General features: G+C 48.7%; 19 protein-coding genes. 2 read left to right on the plus strand and 17 right to left on the minus strand.

Translation table 11 applies throughout. The features are described 5' to 3' along the window. Positions 1 to 565: 565 nt before the first annotated feature. The 7 genes from GNP95_RS22185 to serC all read right to left on the minus strand — a co-directional run bounded on the left by GNP95_RS22185 (position 566) and on the right by serC (position 7,590). Positions 566 to 1,426 carry a protein kinase family protein gene (locus GNP95_RS22185; protein WP_330163568.1) on the minus strand — a complete coding sequence of 287 codons (861 nt, stop codon included), beginning with the start codon at positions 1,424 to 1,426 and terminating at the stop codon, positions 566 to 568. Positions 1,427 to 2,237: 811 nt separating this feature from the next. Further along, the gene (locus GNP95_RS22190; RefSeq protein WP_155613021.1) at positions 2,238 to 3,239 is read right to left on the minus strand and encodes a 5'-nucleotidase; all 1,002 of its coding nucleotides are present in this window, start codon (positions 3,237 to 3,239) and stop codon (positions 2,238 to 2,240) included. A 21-nt stretch (positions 3,240 to 3,260) separates the two neighbouring features. Further along, a complete protein-coding gene (locus tag GNP95_RS22195; protein WP_155613022.1) occupies positions 3,261 to 3,644 on the minus strand; it encodes a VOC family protein in 384 nt (127 codons plus the stop codon). A 17-nt stretch (positions 3,645 to 3,661) separates the two neighbouring features. Next, positions 3,662 to 4,471, minus strand: coding sequence for an aminoglycoside phosphotransferase family protein (locus tag GNP95_RS22200; RefSeq protein WP_230873950.1), 810 nt, complete (start codon positions 4,469 to 4,471; stop codon positions 3,662 to 3,664). A gap of 285 nt (positions 4,472 to 4,756) precedes the next feature. Beyond that, positions 4,757 to 5,443 (minus strand): MOSC domain-containing protein, encoded by a 687-nt coding sequence (locus tag GNP95_RS22205; RefSeq protein WP_330163569.1) that lies wholly within the window; start codon positions 5,441 to 5,443, stop codon positions 4,757 to 4,759. 55 nt (positions 5,444 to 5,498) lie between these two features. Beyond that, positions 5,499 to 6,380: a pyridoxal 5'-phosphate synthase lyase subunit PdxS gene (gene pdxS / locus GNP95_RS22210; RefSeq protein WP_155613023.1), complete on the minus strand. Its 882-nt coding sequence runs from the start codon at positions 6,378 to 6,380 to the stop codon at positions 5,499 to 5,501. Between the two features lie 124 nt (positions 6,381 to 6,504). Next, entirely contained in the window at positions 6,505 to 7,590 is a 1,086-nt protein-coding gene (serC, locus tag GNP95_RS22215) for a 3-phosphoserine/phosphohydroxythreonine transaminase (RefSeq protein WP_196427285.1), read from the minus strand. 103 nt (positions 7,591 to 7,693) lie between these two features. Here serC and GNP95_RS22220 point away from each other — a divergent pair, with 103 nt between their 5' ends. Beyond that, positions 7,694 to 8,590, plus strand: a complete 897-nt coding sequence (locus tag GNP95_RS22220; protein ID WP_155613025.1) for a LysR family transcriptional regulator — start codon at positions 7,694 to 7,696, stop codon at positions 8,588 to 8,590. Here the strand turns inward: GNP95_RS22220 and GNP95_RS22225 are convergent. From GNP95_RS22225 to GNP95_RS22260, 8 genes are all read right to left on the minus strand, one after another. Beyond that, on the minus strand, positions 8,587 to 9,765 hold the full coding sequence (locus GNP95_RS22225) for an acetylornithine transaminase (protein ID WP_155613026.1): 1,179 nt from the start codon (positions 9,763 to 9,765) through the stop codon (positions 8,587 to 8,589). The two genes, GNP95_RS22220 and GNP95_RS22225, sit on opposite strands and share 4 nt — an antisense overlap. A 12-nt stretch (positions 9,766 to 9,777) precedes the next feature. Next, positions 9,778 to 11,085 carry a glutamate-1-semialdehyde 2,1-aminomutase gene (gene hemL / locus GNP95_RS22230; protein ID WP_155613027.1) on the minus strand — a complete coding sequence of 436 codons (1,308 nt, stop codon included), beginning with the start codon at positions 11,083 to 11,085 and terminating at the stop codon, positions 9,778 to 9,780. A gap of 13 nt (positions 11,086 to 11,098) precedes the next feature. Next, positions 11,099 to 12,346 (minus strand): serine hydroxymethyltransferase, encoded by a 1,248-nt coding sequence (locus GNP95_RS22235; RefSeq protein ID WP_155613028.1) that lies wholly within the window; start codon positions 12,344 to 12,346, stop codon positions 11,099 to 11,101. 15 nt (positions 12,347 to 12,361) lie between these two features. Further along, a complete protein-coding gene (locus tag GNP95_RS22240; protein ID WP_155613029.1) occupies positions 12,362 to 13,834 on the minus strand; it encodes an aminotransferase class I/II-fold pyridoxal phosphate-dependent enzyme in 1,473 nt (490 codons plus the stop codon). A 174-nt stretch (positions 13,835 to 14,008) separates the two neighbouring features. Next, positions 14,009 to 14,623: a MarR family winged helix-turn-helix transcriptional regulator gene (locus GNP95_RS22245; protein ID WP_155613030.1), complete on the minus strand. Its 615-nt coding sequence runs from the start codon at positions 14,621 to 14,623 to the stop codon at positions 14,009 to 14,011. Positions 14,624 to 14,740: 117 nt separating this feature from the next. Then, positions 14,741 to 14,980, minus strand: a complete 240-nt coding sequence (locus GNP95_RS22250) for a thioredoxin family protein (RefSeq protein ID WP_155613031.1) — start codon at positions 14,978 to 14,980, stop codon at positions 14,741 to 14,743. A gap of 210 nt (positions 14,981 to 15,190) precedes the next feature. Next, a complete protein-coding gene (locus tag GNP95_RS22255) occupies positions 15,191 to 15,670 on the minus strand; it encodes a DinB family protein (RefSeq protein ID WP_155613032.1) in 480 nt (159 codons plus the stop codon). 62 nt (positions 15,671 to 15,732) lie between these two features. Next, positions 15,733 to 16,074, minus strand: a complete 342-nt coding sequence (locus GNP95_RS22260) for a GyrI-like domain-containing protein (protein ID WP_330163570.1) — start codon at positions 16,072 to 16,074, stop codon at positions 15,733 to 15,735. 471 nt (positions 16,075 to 16,545) lie between these two features. Here GNP95_RS22260 and GNP95_RS22265 point away from each other — a divergent pair, with 471 nt between their 5' ends. Continuing rightward, positions 16,546 to 17,478, plus strand: a complete 933-nt coding sequence (locus tag GNP95_RS22265; protein ID WP_155613033.1) for a macrolide 2'-phosphotransferase — start codon at positions 16,546 to 16,548, stop codon at positions 17,476 to 17,478. Positions 17,479 to 17,554: 76 nt separating this feature from the next. Here the strand turns inward: GNP95_RS22265 and GNP95_RS22270 are convergent, their stop codons facing one another. Then, the gene (locus GNP95_RS22270; protein ID WP_155613034.1) at positions 17,555 to 17,755 is read right to left on the minus strand and encodes a hypothetical protein; all 201 of its coding nucleotides are present in this window, start codon (positions 17,753 to 17,755) and stop codon (positions 17,555 to 17,557) included. Between the two features lie 157 nt (positions 17,756 to 17,912). Then, the gene (locus tag GNP95_RS22275; protein WP_155613035.1) at positions 17,913 to 19,043 is read right to left on the minus strand and encodes a glycoside hydrolase family 88 protein; all 1,131 of its coding nucleotides are present in this window, start codon (positions 19,041 to 19,043) and stop codon (positions 17,913 to 17,915) included. Positions 19,044 to 19,047: the final 4 nt, after the last annotated feature.

Raw genomic sequence — 19,047 nt, forward strand, 5'->3', positions numbered from 1 at the left:
GGCGAGTATGCGTAGAATATTAGGTTCAAATTAATTGTCTGTTTAATTGATGTCGTGTTTTAATCTTTATTTGTCGTTCCGATAATAAAGCGGTAATTTACCCCGGAGAAAACAGTAAACTACTTCAACGGTCATATCACAGCAACACAAAAATGACGCCGGTAAGTACCGGCGCCAGATGCTATGCGGATTCACTCCAATCCTATTAAAGTTTCACTCTCCCCCCATTTTCAACTAGCCACTCCCCCGTCTCCCAGTCGTTAAGCTCTGCCGTTTTCGGCTGTCGCCTGTCGATTGATGATACCGATGATACCTAACGATTTACGATTACCACCTGGCAGTTTGACGTTATCTAACGATTGCTATCGATGTTATTTCGCGGAGTATTCACTTGGTTGATATCTAACGGTTGTATATGCGGCTATTCTAACACTTTTTAAATGTTGCGACGATTTCGGCTTGAATAACGTGGATTACAACCGTTAAAATTCCTTAGCGCTCTTTTTCGACGGATTAACGACTGTGGCAACCGTTAGAGTTCCTTGCTTCCTAGTTATCATATATTTCAAAAAAAGTGCTTCCAAGCTTCGTAAAACTCTGCTACGGATGAGTACCGCTGCTGCCGATCCGGCTCAACAGCCTTCAAGGATACCTCGTACAGCTCTGGGCTAGCCTCCCATTTCGAAAAGTCTCGATTCAGCCCTCCGCCAAGCAGCACAAAAGCCGTGGCCCCCATGTTGAACACGTTGGTTATTCCATCGATCGCAGCCCCCTTTTCAAATTCCTCCGGGGACATAAATCTGGCAGACCCCCACATCCTGCCCATGTGATTGGTAAAGGGCCCTTTCCGATAAAAGTCAATGTCACAGATCCTAGTAGAGTCTGACTCGAAATCATACATGATGCTGCCGTCATAAAAATCAACGGCCACGTATCCCTTCTGCTCAACGGCAGCATGAAAGGCATAAATCTCATCCAAGGAAGCCAACCGCCGATCCACTGGTAGCTGTCTATATCGGTAAAACGGCGATGCAGGATCCGTGTACTTCGCCGGAGGCGGGAAGGACCAATGCGGATGAAGGTTCTCTCCCTCAATCCAATCAAACACAGCCGCATATCCATCTTTCGTGGCGAAATGGTTCACTAGGTTAATCAAACTTCGGTGCGTCAAATCTGCATAGACAGTCATCGCCTGCTGCAGCCGCTGAACGGCCTCCATAATATCCCCCTGATAATGCACCGTTTCTGCCCCGGCATACTTCACAAAAAGTTTGCGGCCATCTTCCTGCCTAACCCCAAATGAAATGTTGCCGGAATCCTGCTCGTGAAATACTGCGAACACCTCTCCCATGCTGTCCAGCCAAGAGAAATCATGAGAGGTTCGTAACGGGAAGGACTTGCTTTGAAGACGAATGGTTACCGTCACTGAATTCCCCCTATAACAAAATCGACTTGCTCCCAGATTAACGCTTCTCACCCAGGTATAACGAATCTCAGACACTCTATTTGCCGTTTATCTTCCGTTTGGAGCAGTAAAGGACGAAATAACGTTACCCAGCTTCGTTACATTTTGCCTGAGGTTATTTTTATTCAAATAGCGATCGTGAGATTCGTTAACTAACCTGTATTTGTTGCAGTTAAAATTAGACTTTCCACTTCAGGAGCTATGACTAACTGGATTTCTTACATTTAAAATGAACGATTATAGGTTTTGAAGGTGAAATAGGAGGTTTTAGATGGATGAAATACATCTAGTTCGAAAAACTATTCCCGTTGAACTAAATTAAATGCATGAAATACAGTTAGCTTCCCCTTTATCCCTACTCCAACGATTGTTCCATAATTATACAGCTGCCTGCACAAAGTATTGAAGCGTACTATTTAATTTAAAACGAATTCCACCACTAGCCAAAAACAAAGCGGACAACGAGATGAACATGAACAGCGTGAGCACGTAATAGCTATAGCATCTGATGAATCTGGCTCCATCCTCATGGCAATTCGGCAGGACGCTCGAGCAGAAACAAGACGCCTAATACAAATCGATGAGAATGCTGATCTGAGGTGTAATGACAAAGCTGCTGACCTAACCGGCCTGAAGCGCGGTGAATTATGTTAGATGGAGCGAGAATATACCAACGCTCCCCCCCGATCCCATGATCAACAGATGTTGGCCTGAAGGAGAAAATCCAGCATGAAATCCGAAAATAGAAAATTCCCGATCATTACAAGGATTTTTAAAGAGGTTCATGTTCTGCTCCTTGTTTAGCGGTTGTTTTACAATGCAGGTACTTCTCCGAAACGCTCTCCCTGCCCATATTCGTTATTCCAAACGGGACATGAACAGATGGCACAATTCTGGCAACACCCTCGATGTGACCAACCTGATCATCAAAGAATATATGGGGTTTAAATATTCGCAATACTCTGCCTTTATCGATTCCGCCTAGAAAAAAAGCTTCGTCCACTCTAATATCCAAATTTCTCAGCGTCGTAATCACTCTCTCATGAGCAGGGGCATTCCTAGCCGTGGCAATCGCGATTCTTATTCGAGGCTTGTCTTTCACGTTAGTTGGATACTTCTCTAAAATTCTTTTTTGCAATTTGGATATCTCTTGAAAAAACTTCAACAACGGCCCCGGAGGAAGCGACTCCCCGGCATTTAATCGTTCGTGATCATGGAACAATGCCAATTGTCCGCCCTGTTGGAAGACAGATTCCGCTGAATCATCAGCGATAACTCCATCAAAATCAAATGCGATCCTAAGCTCCCGATCCTCGTCATTGTCAATATAGTCCGTTGGATAAATGCAGCCTGCCGGAAACCCACGTTCGACCGCTTCCTTTACATCATCAGGATTCCCTGACAAGAAAATCGACGCATTGAAGGCCTCCATGTATTCAAAAGGATTACTGCCTGCGATGAATACTGCTCGGCTAATAGGGAGCTGGTAATGTTCTATCGATTTAAATACGCGAAGCCCGGTATCCGGATCATTACGGGACAGCAATACGACCTCGACCGGCTGATCCTCTGGTTCATCTGTATTGATGCTAAGCAGTCTTTTGATTAGAGGATATGCGACTCCTGTTTCAAGAACGACTTGCTCATTTTCCCGCTGATATTTTCTATAGGCATCTTCTCCGTGTTCCTGAAATACGCGATCCGATTCGCTTAAATCAAACAACGCGCTCGAAGCGACTGCAATTACAAACTTGTCCTCAATATTATAGGGCATGATTCTATCCTTTCTTTCTTGCTAGCTAAAACAAGTACACACCATGATGATGTTCCCGTCAGGATCTTTGAATGAAAATTCCGCCAGGTCGGGAAAGGTCTGAATTTCAGTAACGATTTCCGCGCCTAAACTCTGTACATGCTGATAGGCCTCATGAATATTTTCACAGCTTAAATTAAATAAAGGCTGATTGGATGGCGTAAATTGATATATCTCGTCCAAACAATGATTGTCCAGCGTCAAACCTGGACGCCCTTCCCCCATAGGCAAAGTATAAATCGGGCCTGGAAATTCCCCAACCTCGACTTCTAGACTCAGAAGCTTGCTGTACCACTGAGCGGCCCTCTTTAAATCGCTTACATGAATAAAGATCGTATCTACGCGGTTATGTATTGGATTAGCCATAGCTTTACCTCCATTTTCTATGTAATTGTCTTCAATCTTGCTTTGATCTCTAGTAATAATGCATTTTTCTCTTCATCAGGTATCCCATCCGAAAGTCTCGCGGCAGCTACCGGCAGTATCCATGGATCTACCTCGGCATAATCTTTGTTCGCCAGCTTCAAGTAATGCCTGACATATTCATTTTTGATGCGTTTTCTAAAGAAATTGATAAGGAGGCCTTTCGTTTTGGGAGTCCCTTCTGGCAATGTGCCATAAGTCAACAGAAGTACGGACCTGGCGAGGTCGCCCAGCGGGTGGCCAGCCATTCCAGTCATCCAATCAATTACGCAGCTATTATTTGGATCCGTTACTAACACATTGTCGGGATGATAATCTCCGTGGCAGAGCTTATGATCCTCGGGCAAGCCTTGCAGTTGATGAATAATCTTCGACTTTTCGGCATCGGTTAGGAGCGGAGCAGATTGAATATTATGAGCGAGTATCTCTTTATGATTCCTGCTCAAATCCGCAACGGAATGGACATGCACATGATGATGGAGGGCGGCTAACGTCCTTGAAAACCGCCTGATCCGCAGAGGTCTCCGTGTCATCAAATGAAGCAGAGAGGTACCTGGAACCCGTTCAAAAATAATCCCCAGCCTTCCGTCCCTCTCGATCATTTCAAAGGCCCTCGGGACATTGATGCCCAGGTCATGCACATACTGGCTAACCTCATACTCCTCATGAATCGCTTCAATCGGAAAGCCCTTCTTATAAAGCTTGAGAACCTTGTTATCACCGGCAACGAATATATCTGCTGTTCTTCCCTGGCCCACCTGCTCCAACAACGATCACCTCCATATACCAAATTAACCTTCCATCATCACAAAAACGCCCCAGCCTTAAGATCGCTCTTATCTTAGGCTGAGGCGTTGTTACGCGAGCTTCTTTCCACGATTATACATCCGATCCTTCCATGGCGATAGCCCTGATATGCGTAAAGACATAAGCATAGAAATTTCTGATTTAAAGATTACTATAGCACTTTAAAGATATAAATACCAAAAAGTGGTTCCCCGTTTCCGAAATTCAAATAATTGCGATTTGAGTAGAGTTTATATATCACGAAAAACTTATTGCCTTTCGCCCGTTAGTCTTTCCCTAGTATCCGTCTCGTTTCCTTCAAGTCGCTTGGTCAATGTCTTTCTCCAGTTGTCCGAGAGTTCCTCGACTTCAAGAATCTTGGCTATTCCTTCAAGATTATTCTTTTCGCGATGCATGATCTTGTTGGCGTAAGATACCGTAATTGCTTTCGGATGTCTGTCGATCAAATGCAGCCCATCCAGCCTCGATACGAGTCCTTCCTGGAGCACGCGGAAATAAAAGCCGGTATACCCGGTTTCCTGTACTTTTAACGGCATGTCAGGGGCCCCGTATTTTACGGATAGTTTAAAACAAGGCTGCCTTGGCTGGCTTACCTGCACCACCGCTTCTCCCAGCTGAAAAATATCGCCAATGCAAATCTCGGTCTCCAGCAAACCCCGCGTTGTTAAATTTTCGCCGAATGCACTGTATTCTAATGCCCGGCCCAATTCCTTCTCCCAAAAGGGATAATGCTCGTAAGGGTACACACAAACGGCCTTCTCCCTACCTCCGTGGTGAACAAGATCTGCCTGACCATCCCCCTCGAAGTTGAGCCAGGACAGGAACAGCGGCTCATCACTTGGCCTCTTGAAGATGCCTGTCGAAATTTCCTTATTGTTAAATTGCACCTGTATCGGCTTGCCTACATTGATGGATATAATTTCACCCTGCCCCACGAGGGATCACTTCCGTTTCCGACTTTGAATTCAAGAATTAACTGTCTCTTATCTATTATATACCACGTTCCTGCATGCGGTCTCCTGCCTCTAGCTTCGAGATTTCTAAACCTTTCATCGGGGCTCCCAGGTTTTTGGATATTTCTGCAATCCGCTTAAAATCGGTATAATTCGTCGTTGCCTCCACAATGGCCCGGGCAAATTTCTCCGGCTGCTCCGATTTGAAAATTCCCGATCCAACAAACACGCCGTCGGCCCCTAATGTCATCATTAAAGCCGCATCAGCGGGAGTAGCCACCCCTCCGGCAGCAAAGTTAACGACCGGTAATCTTCCCGTATCCCTGATCTGCAGCAATAATTCATAAGGTGCGCTGAGCTGCTTGGCCTCTACCATGAGCTCATCCTTGCTCATTCCCTGCACTTTACGTATTTGCCCAAGCATCATGCGCATATGGCGTACTGCCTCGACAATATTCCCCGTTCCCGGCTCCCCTTTGGTGCGAATCATCGATGCCCCCTCTCCGATGCGGCGCAAGGCCTCTCCCAAATCCCTGGCCCCGCATACGAATGGGATCGTAAACTCATTTTTGTCGATATGAAAAATATCATCGGCGGGCGTTAACACTTCACTTTCGTCAATATAGTCCACGCCCAGGGCTTCAAGTACTCTCGCTTCTACATAGTGACCGATGCGCGCCTTCGCCATCACGGGGATAGACACAGCCCTCATCACCTGCTCGACAACAACCGGATCGGCCATGCGTGCAACTCCGCCTGCCGCACGGATGTCTGCCGGCACTCTTTCCAGCGCCATCACGGCAGTAGCTCCAGCTGCTTCCGCAATTTTGGCCTGCTCAGCATTCATCACGTCCATGATGACGCCGCCTTTTTGCATTTCCGCCATTCCCCGTTTGACTCGGTTCGTCCCTGTTTCCATCTCTCATTCCTCCATGTTTTCAAGTTTCTAAACTTATTTAGTTCACCAGTGCACAGCCATGCCACGCACCCAAATTGAAACCCCGACAATGAAGGCCGAAATTTCAGATTAGCAAATTTATTTTCTATCCAAAGCGCTGTTGAAAGTCCGCCATGAAATCTGCCAACGCTTTGCACTGCTCATACGTAACAGCATTATAGAGAGAAGCCCGCAAATGCCCGGCATCCCGATGGCCCTTTAATCCCACAAAGCCGTTCTGTTGCGCTTCTTGTAAAAATTGCAGTTCCAATTCATCATTCATCACGCGAAACGTCGCATTCATCAGCGAACGACTGTCCTTATGTGCCAGCCCGCTATAAAAACCACCACTTTGGTCGATCGTGCTATACAACAAGTCGGCTTTAAGCCGGTTGCGCTGTTCCATGCCTTTTGCTCCGCCGTTATTCCGAATCCATTTCAGCACAAGATTAACTATGTACACGGCAAATACAGGCGGTGTGTTATACAGCGAGCCGCTGTTCGCATGAATCCGATAATTCATAATATCTGGGATATGTGCAGGAATTCTGCTCAGCAGCTCACGCTCAGCGATCACAACAGTAACCCCAGAGGGGCCTAGGTTCTTCTGAGCACCGGCATAGATAAATGCAAAGTTAGATACATCAACCGGACGAGACAAAATATCACTGGACATATCTGCAATCAGCGGAACTTCCCCTGTATCGGCGAAGCTATGGTATTGGGTTCCCGCTATCGTTTCATTGGAAGTAAGGTGAACATAGGCTGTTTCAGGATGAAGATTTATTCTATGCAAATCTGGAAGCTTCGTAAAATGATCCGCCTCCGAGCTTGCCGCAATTGCCGTATCACCTATTTTTCTCGCCTCCGCTATGGCCTTGCCCGACCACGTCCCGCTGTGGATGTAGCTTGCCACACGCCCGGCTGGCAAGAAATTTATCGGCACCATGGCAAACTGCATGCTTGCCCCTCCCTGCACAAACATCACTTCATAACCCGAGGGAATGTGAAGAAGCTCTTGTAGCAGTTGTTGGGTTTCGTCGTTAATTTGTTCATATTCCTTGCTCCTATGCGAAATTTCCAGAACAGATAGACCGGTGCCCTGCAGGTCAAGGAGTTCCTCCTGTGCTTGATGCATCACTTCCCCAGGCAATCCTGCGGGCCCAGCGTTAAAGTTATAGACTTGTTTCATCTCCATTCTCCTTTTAATGTATAGATATTTCATATCGTTTATCTTAAAATAATAGTAATAACCTATTATTATTTGTAAATAGGCTTTTCAAGGAGGAAGATTCATGGAACTCAGGCAATTGGAGTATTTCATGGCCGTATGCCACGAGCTGCATTTTACCCGCGCCGCGGAGAAGCTGGGTATCGCCCAACCCTCGCTAAGCCAGCAAATTCGTTTACTGGAGCACGAAATCGGCACGCCCCTGTTCGATCGCATCGGTAAGAAAACCGTCATTACCGAAGCGGGCAAAACCTTGCTGCACCATAGCTACAATGTGTTTCATGAACTATCCCAGGCACGTGCCGCGATCAGCGAAATCCAAGGATTGAAAAGAGGTACATTGAAAATCGGCGCGCTGCTGACAGTAGTCAATTACTTGCTCCCCCCAACCGTGATCGGCTTCCACCGCAGCTATCCTAACGTCGAGCTGTCTGTGCTCGGTCTGCGAACTGGAGATATTTACAACGGACTACTGGAAAATGAACTCGATTTGGGCATTGTATATTTACCGATGGAGCATGATGATCTGGAGACCATCCCCCTCTTTAAAGAAAATCTTGCCCTTGCCGTGCCTGTAGATCATCCCATTGCTCAGAGGTCTTTCGTGACGCTTGATATTCTTAAAGAGACGCCAAGTGTATTATTGCCAAACTCATATTTTCTGCGCCAGCTCATTAATGAGCAATGCCGCGCCCTTGCCTTCGCGCCGCAGCCCGTTATGGAAATGACAACGATGGAGTCGATCATTAATATGGTCGTTCAAGGCCTCGGCGTCACAATTCTACCGAAAGGTTACCTCGACTACATAGGAAATCCGCATATTCAAACAATTCCGATTCAGAACCCGGTTCCTACGACACAAATCGGGGTCGTCTATCGGAAAAATAAATATTTATGCGCGGCCAGCCGGGTGTTTATGGAGCAATTGATTACTACGATTAAAAGCAAACATATGGATTAATGCCTCTCCAGAACGGTGGTGACAATGTCCACGGCCTGGTCAATTTCTTCCTTTGAAATATATAAGCTAGGCATAAAACGAATCACGTGAGTACCTGCTGACAATACCAATAGTCCCTGCAGCAGCAGCTCCTGAATGACGGGGGCAATCGGTTCGCGGCATTCAATGCCGATCAACAGACCGAGGCCCCTTACGGATTGAACGATAGAATAAGACTGAAGCTGCTCCTGCAGCCTTTGCAAAGCATATGCGCCCATCTGTTCCGCTCGTTCACATAATCGTTCCTCGAGTATCGTCTCCAGCGTAGCCAGGCCAGCCGCCGCCGCAAGCGGGGCGCCTCCGAATGTCGACGCATGGCTTCCTGGGGAGAAAGCGTCGCGAAGCTTCTTCTTCCCCATCATTGCTCCGATAGGAAATCCGCTGGCCAGCCCTTTGGCAAGCGTGATGATATCCGGTTCGATGTCATAATGCTCGTAAGCAAACAGCTTCCCCGTTCGCCCCATCCCCGTCTGCACCTCATCGATCATAAGCAGCAGCCCTCGCTCCTTGCATAGAACGGAGAGCCGAGTCACAAACTCGGGATCCGCGGCATAGACGCCACCTTCTCCCTGTACCAGTTCAAGCATGATCGCCGCGGTTCGCTCCGTGATCCTATCTTCTACCGATTGAATATCGTTATATCTTGCATAGGCAAATCCCTCCGGCAGCGGAAAAAATCCATCCTTGACCTTATCCTGCCCCGTCGCGGTCAATGTGGCCATCGTGCGCCCGTGAAAGGATTTTTCGAACGTGATGATTTCGTATCTGCCATTGCCAAGCACCCGCTGGTGATATCTTCTGGCACATTTGATTGCAGCCTCATTGGCTTCTGCCCCGCTATTGCAAAAGAAGACGAGATCCGCACAGCTGTGAGCGGTAAGCATTTGTGCCAGCTTCTGCTGGTTCGGAATATGGAACAGGTTGGATACATGCCACACTTGTTCAAGCTGTTCCTGTATTCTTCGTTTTATTTTTAAGGGCACATGTCCCAAATTACATACCGCAATTCCTGACATAAAGTCCAAATATTCTTTGCCTTGGTCATCCCAAAGCCGGCTTCCATTCCCTTTGATCAGCGAAACGGGGTATTTCGTGTAGGCCGGAAACAGAACGCCGTTGTCAATAGGCTCTGGCATATTCAAACCGCATCACTCCTTGATCGCTTGTAATGCCTCGAAATGGGCTTTGATCGTAGCCTCGATATCCTCATCCGAATGCGCAGCCGATACGAACATGACTTCATAGGGGGTAGGCGCTGTCAAAATGCCACGATCCAGCATCGCTGCATAGTACTGTTTAAACAGCCGCATATTCGAACGTTGAGCTGTCTCATAATCCACGACATCATGTTCCGTAAAAAAAGCAGACAGCATCGAGCCTACCCTGTTGATCTTGAGGGGAATCCCTGCCATTTTGGCATTTCGTATAAAACCTTCCGCCAGCCGAGCCGCTTTTCTTTCCAACTCCTCATAGAATCCAGGCTGCCCAAGCAATTGCAAAGTTGTATATCCAGCCGCCATGGCGAGTGGATTACCCGATAACGTTCCGGCTTGATAGATGGGCCCGGCAGGAGCCATCTGCTGCATAATTTCATGCTTGCCGCCATAAGCGCCTACCGGGAGACCTCCGCCAATCACTTTTCCAAGGCAGGTAAGATCCGGCTCGATTCCGTACAGCCCTTGCGCCCCCTGATAGCTTACGCGGAATCCCGACATGACCTCATCGAAGATCAGCAGGCTGCCGTACTGTGCGGTAATCTCCCTTAACCCTTGAAGGAAACCGGGCAAAGGCGGCACAACCCCCATATTCCCGGCCACTGGCTCAACGATGACCGCAGCGATTTGTTCGCCAAATTGCTCGAATGCATGACGAATGCTAGCGATACTGTTATAAGGCATTGTAATTGTACTTGCGGCGACACCTTCAGGAATTCCCGGGCTATCCGGCAAGCCGAAGGTCGCCACCCCTGAGCCGGATTTAATGAGCAAAGCATCGGCATGCCCGTGGTAGCCTCCTTGAAACTTCACAATTTTGTTCCGCTTCGTATATCCTCTGGCTAAGCGCAGGGCACTCATTGTAGCTTCCGTGCCGGAGTTCACCATGCGCACCATCTCCATAGACGAAACGCTTCCCGTGATGAGCTTGGCCATTTTCGTTTCAATTTCTGTGGGCAAGCCAAAGCTTGTTCCTTGAGCCGCCGCTTTTCCTATCGCCTCGACAACCTCCGGATGAGCATGCCCCAGGATTAACGGCCCCCATGAGCCGATATAATCTATGAACTCATTTCCATCGATATCGAACACGTGCGAGCCTTGTCCGCCTGCGATGAACACAGGGGGCAAGCCGACTGATGAAAAGGCGCGAACCGGGCTGTTTACCCCTCCAGGGATCACGCTCCTGGCCTCAGCGAAGGCTGCTCTGGAGTATGAATCCTTCCTTCTGATGCTGGATGTCATCGCTGCTCCTCCTTCAGCTCATTGTTGTCTCATATAAAGAGAACCGCGCGGTAATTTCCTGTACCTTGCCCTTCAATTGCTCGCGAACCGCCGAATGATGCGGATGCTTCAAAGCGGTCGCAATGATACCGGCAATCTCCTTCATTTCCTCCGGACCCATGCCTCTTGTTGTAGCCGCAGGAGTTCCGAGCCGAATCCCGCTCGTGACAAGCGGGCTTGTAGGATCAAAAGGAATAGTGTTCTTATTGACGGTAATTCCAATTTCATCCAAAAGTTGCTGGGCCTCTTTGCCGGTCAGCTCAATATTCCGAAGATCCAGAAGAATGAGATGATTGTCCGTTCCTCCGGAAACGGCGTGCAGGCCTTCTGCCATTAAAGCCTCCGCCAATATTTTAGCGTTCTGCAAGACTCGTTCCATGTATGTTCTGAACTCAGCTCCGGCATTTTCCTCGAAAGCGACAGCCTTAGCGGCAATCATATGCATCAGCGGGCCGCCCTGCGTCGTTGGAAAGACTGCTTTATCAATGGCCTGCGCCCACGATTCCTTGCATAAAATCACCCCGCCTCTCGGCCCGCGCAGCGTCTTATGGGTGGTCGTTGTCACAAAATGGGCGTGGGGCACGGGATTCGGATGCAAGCCTGCTGCAACGATCCCCGCAATGTGAGCCATGTCTACAAGGAACAGCGCGCCTACTTCTTCAGCAATCTGGGCAAAAGGCTCGAAATCAATTGTACGCGGATAGGCGCTTGCCCCTACGACAATCATGCGCGGCTTGTGTTTATGCGCCAGCTTTCGCACCTCATCAAAATCAATGCGAGAGGTCTGAGCATTAACTCCATATGGAATGAAATTGTATAATTTACCAGAAGCATTTACGGGACTTCCATGCGTCAAGTGGCCGCCATGCGACAGATTCATGCCAAGAATCGTATCCCCGGCGTTTACAGCGGCAAAATAAACGGCCATATTGGCCTGTGCTCCCGAATGGGGCTGCACGTTGGCATGCTCTGCCCCGAACAGCTCCTTCACTCTTTGCCTGGCCAAATCCTCTACCCTGTCCACGTACTGACATCCGCCGTAAAATCTTTTTCCAGGGTAGCCTTCCGCATATTTATTGGTTAAAACAGTGCCCATCGCCCCCATCACCGCTTCACTGACAAAATTCTCCGAAGCAATCAGTTCAATTTTGTCACGCTGTCGTTCCAGTTCCTGCTGAATCGCTTTGGCTATAGCCGGATCTTGTTTGCTCAAGTGTTCCATTCCCTATTCCTCCCTTTAAAAAATGGCCTTCACTTCGACCACAACTTTAACGTTTTGCACCGTCAAATCCTCGGGGCCCTTTACAGGAAGACCGACCTTCAAATGCTCCAGAATGTAACGGATATGCTGCTGTGCAATCACTTCCCCCGGCAGCAAAATAGGAATGCCCGGAGGATAAATATAGATGGACTCTGCAATGATGCGACCAGCGGACTGGCCGAGCGGTATAAGCTCGACATCCCCGTAAAAAGCGTCTCTCGGCGTTAAGGCCAGCTGCGGAATCTCGGGTAATTTTACATACAGAGCTTGAAGATCCGCTTGTTGCTTGTAGTGCTCGTTAGCGAGCTCGGCTAAAGCGTTCAGTAGGCAGTCTATGGTTTCTTTCGAGTCGCCCGGCGTGATTAAGCACAGGATATTGTATAAATCGCTCAGCTCCACTTCAATGTTGTAATGATCTCGCAGCCAATGCTCCGCATCATATCCGGTCATTCCAAGCTCCCGAACATGCACCGTAAGCTTGGTAGGATCGAAATCAAACGCCGCATCCGTCCACAAAATCTCTCTCCCGAAGGAAGACAGGCCGGGAATTTCATTGATTTGGCTTCTGGCGTACTCCGCCAAACGAATCGCTTTGTCCGACATTTCGCGGCCTTGCAGGGCGAGCTGCTTGCGCGCCGCATCCAAGGAAGCCAACAGAATATACGAAGTGGAGGTCGTTGTCAGCATACTGAACATCGCCTGCACTTTTTCCAGTTGAACAATGCCCTTCTTGATATGGAGAAGCGAACTCTGGGTCAATGATCCGCCAAGCTTGTGCATGCTTGTCGCCGCCAAATCTGCGCCGGCCTGCATCGCCGACAGCGGGAGCTTGTCGTGAAAATGCAGCAGCGATCCATGCGCCTCGTCGACTAGTACGGGTATTCCATAATGGTGGGCCAGATCAACGATCGCCTTTAAATTCGTGCATACCCCAAAATACGTCGGATTGATCACCAGTACGGCCTTGGCATCCGGATGCCTTTCGATCGCTTTCTTGACTGAGCGAACGGAAATGCCGTGATCGATGCCCCAATCTGCATCCCGCTCCGGGGTAACGAAGATCGGCTTGGCTCCCGCAAAAATAATCGCCGATAAAATCGACTTATGCAGGTTGCGCGGCACGATAATTTTATCGCCCGGGCCGCAAACCGACATGATCATCGTCATAATCGCGGTACTTGTACCCTGCACGGAAAACAAAGAGTAATCCGCACCAAAAGCATACGCAGCCAAGCGCTGTGCTTCATCAATTACACCGGTGGGCTGGTGCAAATCATCCAGAGGCGCAATATTGATCAGATCAATGGACAAGGCATTGTCGCCCAAGAAGGTTTTGAACCCGTTTTCCATGCCCTCGCCTTTTTTGTGGCCGGGTATATGGAACGGAATTGGATTGCGCTTGGCATGCTCGGTTAAAGCAGTAAATAAGGGGGTACGGTGATGAACCATAATTCTTGTTCAATTCCTTTCAGGAGACGGTATCCGTATTTCGCTCTAGTATAGGGCGCAGGAATTGATTGTTCAATTCAATAATTTATATCATTTCGATAGGGTATTCCTATGATTAAGAAGGAGTGAAGTCCTGTAAAAGGCAGGAGGAAAGCGAAGCTCGGCCTGTTTCTTTTAGACTTCGATGGAAGGAGTATGTTCGGGGCATTCTTGGAGAGAGCCTTCGTGGGTAAGATATTTTTGGATAAGCCCGCAATAATGAGGTGCTTCGGCATAACCGGCATTCGGATGAAAATGTACACAGCCCAAGCAGGGTTCAGCAACCACAAGCTGGCCGCGTTGTTGCATGGCTGAAATGATAGCGCCGAGTCCTAGCTCGAAATCCGCCAAAGCTTCATCCGATATAGAACAGAGCGCTTCTTCCAGGGAGTGCCCCCAATGGTTCAGCTGCGAAACGATGACCTTGCCTTCTGCAGTCAAATTGAGCAAGGTCACTCGGCGATCCTCGGGCTTTTGTGCTTTGGTCACCAGCCCTTTTCTGAGCAATCCATTGATGATCTTCACCGCAGTTACATGGGTCGTACCGATGGCATCTGCAAAGTTGCCCACGGTAGCTACATCGCTTCGGGTATATGCCGCAAACAGCAGCGCTTGAATCTGTACGGGCGACAATCCCAGCGCATCACTTTCTGCCTGCGTCACCTTTTTGATGGCCTGCGACATCCGGAAAAGAGCCATGCTAACGCGGGCTGAACGATTGTCTTTGCGGTGCTGGGGATCAAATATCATAGCTATTCGTACCTTCCATGTTCATTCTCGTATCCATTTTACATGCAAACATGGTTAGATAAAAGCTGATATGTAAAAGGAAAAGGCGCCTAAGCAGGCACCTCCTTTTTTTGCACATTAACCTTTTTTGACATCCTCCAGGCTCGCGCCATAGTTGATGTGATACACATTTCCGTCAATCACCAAAGCAGGAACGGATTGAACCCCGGCACTCTCCGCTTCTTCAATGCGATTCCGAACCGTACCCAGATGTACGATCTCCGTAGTGATTTTAGATTCGTCAAGATACCTGAGCACAACCTGCTCCGCATCCACGCAAATCGGACAACCCGCATGATAAAAAACCGCTTGTGACATTACGATCATCTCCTCTGAAATTATGTAGCCTTGCTACTTAGTTACAGTATAGGAGCGAACGTAATCTATGATCAATTACAGATTTCTTATGGTTATGATAGGTAATTGTGATGGTTTCAACCGACCTCCGGAATTCATTTAACTGTGTCCTACTCCAAGGAGTCTTTCAAAGCTGATTGTCTGCATCCATTAATGCAGCCGCTCAGCTAGTCATTTTCCCCTTAAAAAAGCGATATAATCCGTCATTATTCCACGATGCCCTAAGTATCTTAGAATTGTAGTAATATTCCCCCTGTGATAGGTTCCGTGGTTTACGACATGTTGAATGATCTCTGATATCGAATTTTGGAACTCTTGGCCCATGGTATTTCTATAAGTCACCCTCTTCTCGAAATCGCTGATCGTGGTCAAATGTTGGCGAATCCGCGACTGCAGACCGGTTATGTGTTTGCTCGCTTGCTCGATATTGCTGAATGCTTTTGCCGCTAGGGATGGAGGTTCTTCTTCCTTGATCCGGGCAAGCCAGACTTCGTCGGCCGAAGCAAGATGCCCCAAGACTTCTGCCATCGATTTGAAGCCCAGATTCACTTCTGTTAGGAATAATTCCTCCGGCAGCGTGCGAAGATGCTGAATCACTCTCTCGTTCGCCCAAATGTTGTAATCGTACCCCTGAACAATTTGTCCGCTCATCGTGATCTCTCCTAACTAATTTTCCAGCTCGAATTGTCCGTGCCAACAAATTCATATTACTGTTATTGATGCAGCTTCTTATATGAGTTGCTTATTTCCGTATTAGGCCCCGTATGCCTCAGCACCGCATATTTCTGTCCGGGGACTACGATGGAGACCATGCCGGCAGGAACTTCCTTCATTTCATCCACCTCAACACAGACCCAGTAGCCATCCTCCTCCTCGGAAAAATCCCCAGCTACGAAAGCCCCGATCAGTCTAGCGGGATTAACTACTTCTTCGATCTCGCCTAGTCTTTCTCTGAGCTGTACCGCAGCTCTGGGAATCTCGCTGACATACTGATCACTTGGGCATACTACGCGTATTCCTACCAGCTTCTTCGCATTCAGTTCGACTATCTTCACGCGGCTCTCCCCTCCTTATAAAACACGAACACCCCGGCCTAAGAACGCTCTTGCAGGTCGGGGTGCGGGTTCGCTGTATTTATTCTACAATTATACATTTAACATCCAATGAGCGATAGTCCTAAGGAATTTGTGGATAGTTTATGCCCAATATGATACTATGACAATATATTACAGATTGGAGGGTCACGTGTGCTAATTTATTCCCGATTGAGAAAGCAATGCAAATAATTGCAACTGCTGATTCTGCTCTGTCTCATGCAGAGTAATCGGGATAAGTCTGCCTTTTTTACGTGAGTCCGCCTTCCGTAATAGTTGCTCTCTATGGAGTGCTTCTTTTGTCGCACCCAATCACGTCATTGCTTCTGCGCGGGCGTTGAAGCGTTAAGGCATATCTATATTCGATTACGGCTGCACGGACATCAGGATGTCTGTGTTTTTTATTTTCTGCCAAAAAAGGAGAATGCCTTTATGACAAAACAATATTCAAACGATCAGCAACATATCATTCATGAGCTCATTAGCCAGGCGGAGCGAAACGGTTTGCGCTTAAACTCCGATCATGTCGAAATCAATGAGTCCGGGTTGGACTTCCTCGTTGCATTTGCCAAGGATCAGCAAGGAGAGAAGTGGGTGCTTCGAAAGCCTAGACGCAAAGACGTATGGGAGCGAGCGGAAAATGAGCGAAAGGTGCTGCAGGTCGTCGGTCAGCATCTGCCCGTTGAGGTGCCGGACTGGCGCATTTTCACGCCCGGGCTTATCGCATATCCATTGCTGAACGGGCATCCCATTGCTACGGTTGACCCTGCTGGCGGCGGTTATGCCTGGAGATTCCCTCAGGATTCATTAACCGATGAATTCTTTGATTCTCTGGCAAGGGCAATAGCGGCCTTGCATAATATCGAACACAGCGAAGCTGTCCAGGGTGGCGTTCGTTACAAAACTCCGCAGGAAACGCGGGAATCTTTTGCCGCAAACATCGAAGAAGTAAAACAAACCTTCACCATCCCTGCCAAGCTGTACGACCGTTGGACGGAATGGCTCTCTACCGATTCCTACTGGCCTGATCATTCCGTGCTTCACCACGGCGATTTGCATCCGCCTCATATCATTGTGGACGATCATCAGCGGGTTACGGGCTTAATTGATTGGACGGAAGCTGAGATTGCCGACCCCGGCAAAGATTTTGTCATTCTGTATGCCCTGTTTGGCCGGGAGGGATTGCGGGATCTGCTGGCCCGCTATGAAACAGCAGGGGGCAAAACCTGGCCCCGCATGCATGAGCACATCGCCGAGCAATGGGCGGCTTACCCGGCTATCGTTGCCAAGTTCGCGCTGATCACAGGGAAAGAGGCCGATATGGAAATGGCCCGAGGTATGATGGCTAACTGGAACGCGGATTAATTAATTGCCCTTCATTCTCCGCGTAAAAAACCGTTCAAGACAAAATACCGTCTTCCCACGGAAGACGGTATTTATATTAGCCTGGATTCACTCCCCCCCCCCCCCCGCCAGGACGTCCCTTTTCATGAATGTAAATGTCCAGCGCCTTAATTCCACGGCGAGCGAGCTTAATAAATAAAATTATGCAGTAAACACTTAACCCGATTAATACTAAATAAACAAGAAAAATCAGAACTGGGAAAATGCTAAATAGACCAATACCCGCAGCAGTATCCATAGATATCTTCTCCTTGCATGCTTTATTGGCTCCTACCCAGCAAAAAGCCCCAGCCTTAAGATTGCTCTAATCTAAGGCTGGGGCGATCGTTGTCGGAGCATGTTCCATAATTATACATTATCTTAATAGTTTACTTATTCTTGGTCAACTAACATTATCACTCCCAGTAAGACGGACCCTGGCCCTTTAGCCGAGCCAAGCCCTCCACAAAGAAGAAGTCACCGTAGATTAATGGAACATCAATATTGGTTCCCTGTGGGTAGTTGCTCGTACCATGCAGCAGCAGCCCTTCCTCGTCAGGGAGATCCCAGGTTCCATATTTTTCGTACAAGGACTTCAAAATCCGTATGCCGCCTGCACGGTAAACATCTGCATCCCCGCCCTCGCTCTTATCCGCGAGCAGCAGAAGGCCGCTCGCCGCACAGGAACCGGCGGAACTATCACGCAAATCGCGCAGCTCGTCAGGAGCCCGGAAATCCCAAGCTGGCACGCTGTCTTCCGGCAGTCTGCTGAGGAAGAAGTTCGCCACACGCTTGGCAGCCTGATAATAATCTTCCTTGCCGGTATGATGATACGCCAGAGTCAGGCCATAAATAGCCCAAGCGGCCCCCCGCGACCAGGCGGATTCCGGGGCATATCCCTGGCCGCCCAGCCCTTCCAGCATTTCACCCGTATGCGGATCAAAATTGACGATATGATACACTGAGCCGTCCGCCCGAATGAAATGCTTCAGCACAGTGTCCGTATGCGCCTCGGCAATATGGGCATAGCGAGGATCGCCGCTGACATGGGAAGCCCAGAACAGGAGCGGCATATTCATGCAGCAGTCGATGATCGCGACCCCCTCGTTGCGCTCTCCTTCTGTCCAGGGATTCCATGCCCGAATATATTGCCCCTTCAAATTAAAGCGGGCGGCAAGATAGTTCGCAGCCTTCAGAGCCCTGACCCGCGAAGCCTCATTCCCATGCAGCTTGTAGTTGGCCACGCTGGTCAGAGTCCACATAAATCCCAAATCATGATCCAGCCTCTCGAACCCATCCAGCACTTCATCCAACTTCACCTCGCATTCCTCAGCCAGCGCCTTCAGCTGTTCCTGTCCGCTCTCCTGATAAAGAAGCCAAAGCATTCCCGGCCAGAAGCCGGCTGTCCACCAGTTCGGCGCCTCCAATTGGTAGACCCCATTTTGGCTTGCATGCGGGAACCCCGACCCGATTCTGGCCGTGTTATGCAGTGTTTTTTCGAGCGATTTATTCCAAGCCTCATTCACCCAGCTTAGCTCAGTGCTCATCAGA

Origin of the sequence: Paenibacillus woosongensis (assembly GCF_009725165.1) — a bacterium.
Lineage (GTDB): Bacteria > Bacillota > Bacilli > Paenibacillales > Paenibacillaceae > Fontibacillus > Fontibacillus woosongensis.